At 39.4% G+C, this 1,522-nt stretch carries 1 protein-coding gene; it reads right to left on the bottom strand.

Annotated features, from left to right (window positions below):
- Positions 1–1,522: flagellin (locus tag CQA38_RS09135; RefSeq protein ID WP_137633692.1), on the bottom strand; the 1,522-nt coding region annotated here is incomplete at both ends.

Genomic DNA, 1,522 nt, shown 5'->3' with positions numbered 1-1,522 from the left:
TTCACTTGCAAAATCCACATCTCTTATGGTTGATTCAGCAGATTTTAAATTCACTTGTGTTGTAGTGATATTGTTGATCGTTTTTTCGATTTGTTGTTGCACCGAACCTATATCTGCTCTAATGGTATCAAGGTTTGCGATAGCAGTTTCTGCTATATCCATAACAGCCATTGCACCTTTTAGGGTGGTTACGCCTGCGGTTTGATCTACAAGGTTTGCACCTGCAGTATAAGCAATACTGGTGTTAAGTTGTCCTGTAACTGAATGCACCATGGCAGTTAAAGATTGGCTATATACAAAGCCACCTTGGCCTAAAGCACCTGCAGCAGAAAAACCTGTTATGGTTGTGACATTCATACCAACACTGAATTGAATTCCCGCAGCAGAAGCTGAAGAGAAAAATAATTTCCCAAATCTATCCCCATTAAAGCCCATAGCATCAGCTTCATACACACCGATGATACCTTTACTTTCTCTTAAAGAAACAGAAGCTTGAGAAACATCAGTGATATTAGCAAAACCTATAGCCGAAGCAGTTCCTGATATAACGATGTCTTGTCCATTGTTTTTCACAAGGCTAAGGCGTCCAAAATTCACATTCATATTTGTGCCTACACCAGAACCAGCACCCATATTACCTTCAATGAATATACCTCTACCATCTTTAGAGTCAAGCACGATGCGTCCATTTGCATCAAGGCTTGCATCAACACCGGTTGTATCTTTTACAGCGTTGATCGCTTGCACTAAAGAGCCGTTTTCATCGCCATCTTTATAATCAATCCTACCTATAGTTACGCCATTGATCGCAAAATCATCGCTTGTATTTCCACCTTTTATAGCATAGGCTCCTGTAGTAGTTACCTTAAAGCTTGCACGAATGCCTGTTTTATCGGTGGATTTGTTGATCTCTTCAGCTAAAGCTCCAATACCTGTGTTGATACTATAAGAAATCGCAACTTCGTTGAATTTAAAGTCTGAAATACCATTATAGTTTTTAATGGTGATTTGAGCGTTACCAGCAGCGGTTATCTTTGCTCCTGTCTCAAAGCGAGTTACCCCAATCTTACTTGATTGAGTTGAGCCTATACTTGCTTTGATGGTTTGATTTGATTGAGAACCGATTTGAAATTCTTGATTAGTAAAACCACCAGAAAGCAATTGCTTACCATTGAAAGAAGTGGTGTTAGCGATATTGTCTAATTCTTCCATAAGGCGGTTGATGTCTGCTTGAAGCATATTTCTTGTTTTAGTGCTTTGTCCATCTTGAGCCGCTTGAGTGGCTTTAGTTTTAATCGCATCAAGAATTTTTGTTTGTTCGTCCATCGCTTTATCAGCAGTTTGCAAAAGTGAATTTGCATCGTTACCATTGTTAATAGCTTGTCCCAAAGTAGAAGCTTGAGTGCGAAGTTGATCAGCGATAGCCAAACCAGACGCATCATCTTTTGCGGAGTTTATTCTAAGACCAGTAGAAAGTCTTTCCAAAGAAGTACTTAAACTTCTTGAGTTAGCTGTAACACTT

Origin of the sequence: Campylobacter sp. MIT 12-5580 (assembly GCF_005406235.1) — a bacterium.
In the GTDB taxonomy this organism is placed as follows: domain Bacteria; phylum Campylobacterota; class Campylobacteria; order Campylobacterales; family Campylobacteraceae; genus Campylobacter_D.
Note: the sequence above shows the minus strand (reverse complement) of the source record. Positions and strands in the feature narration are given on the sequence as shown.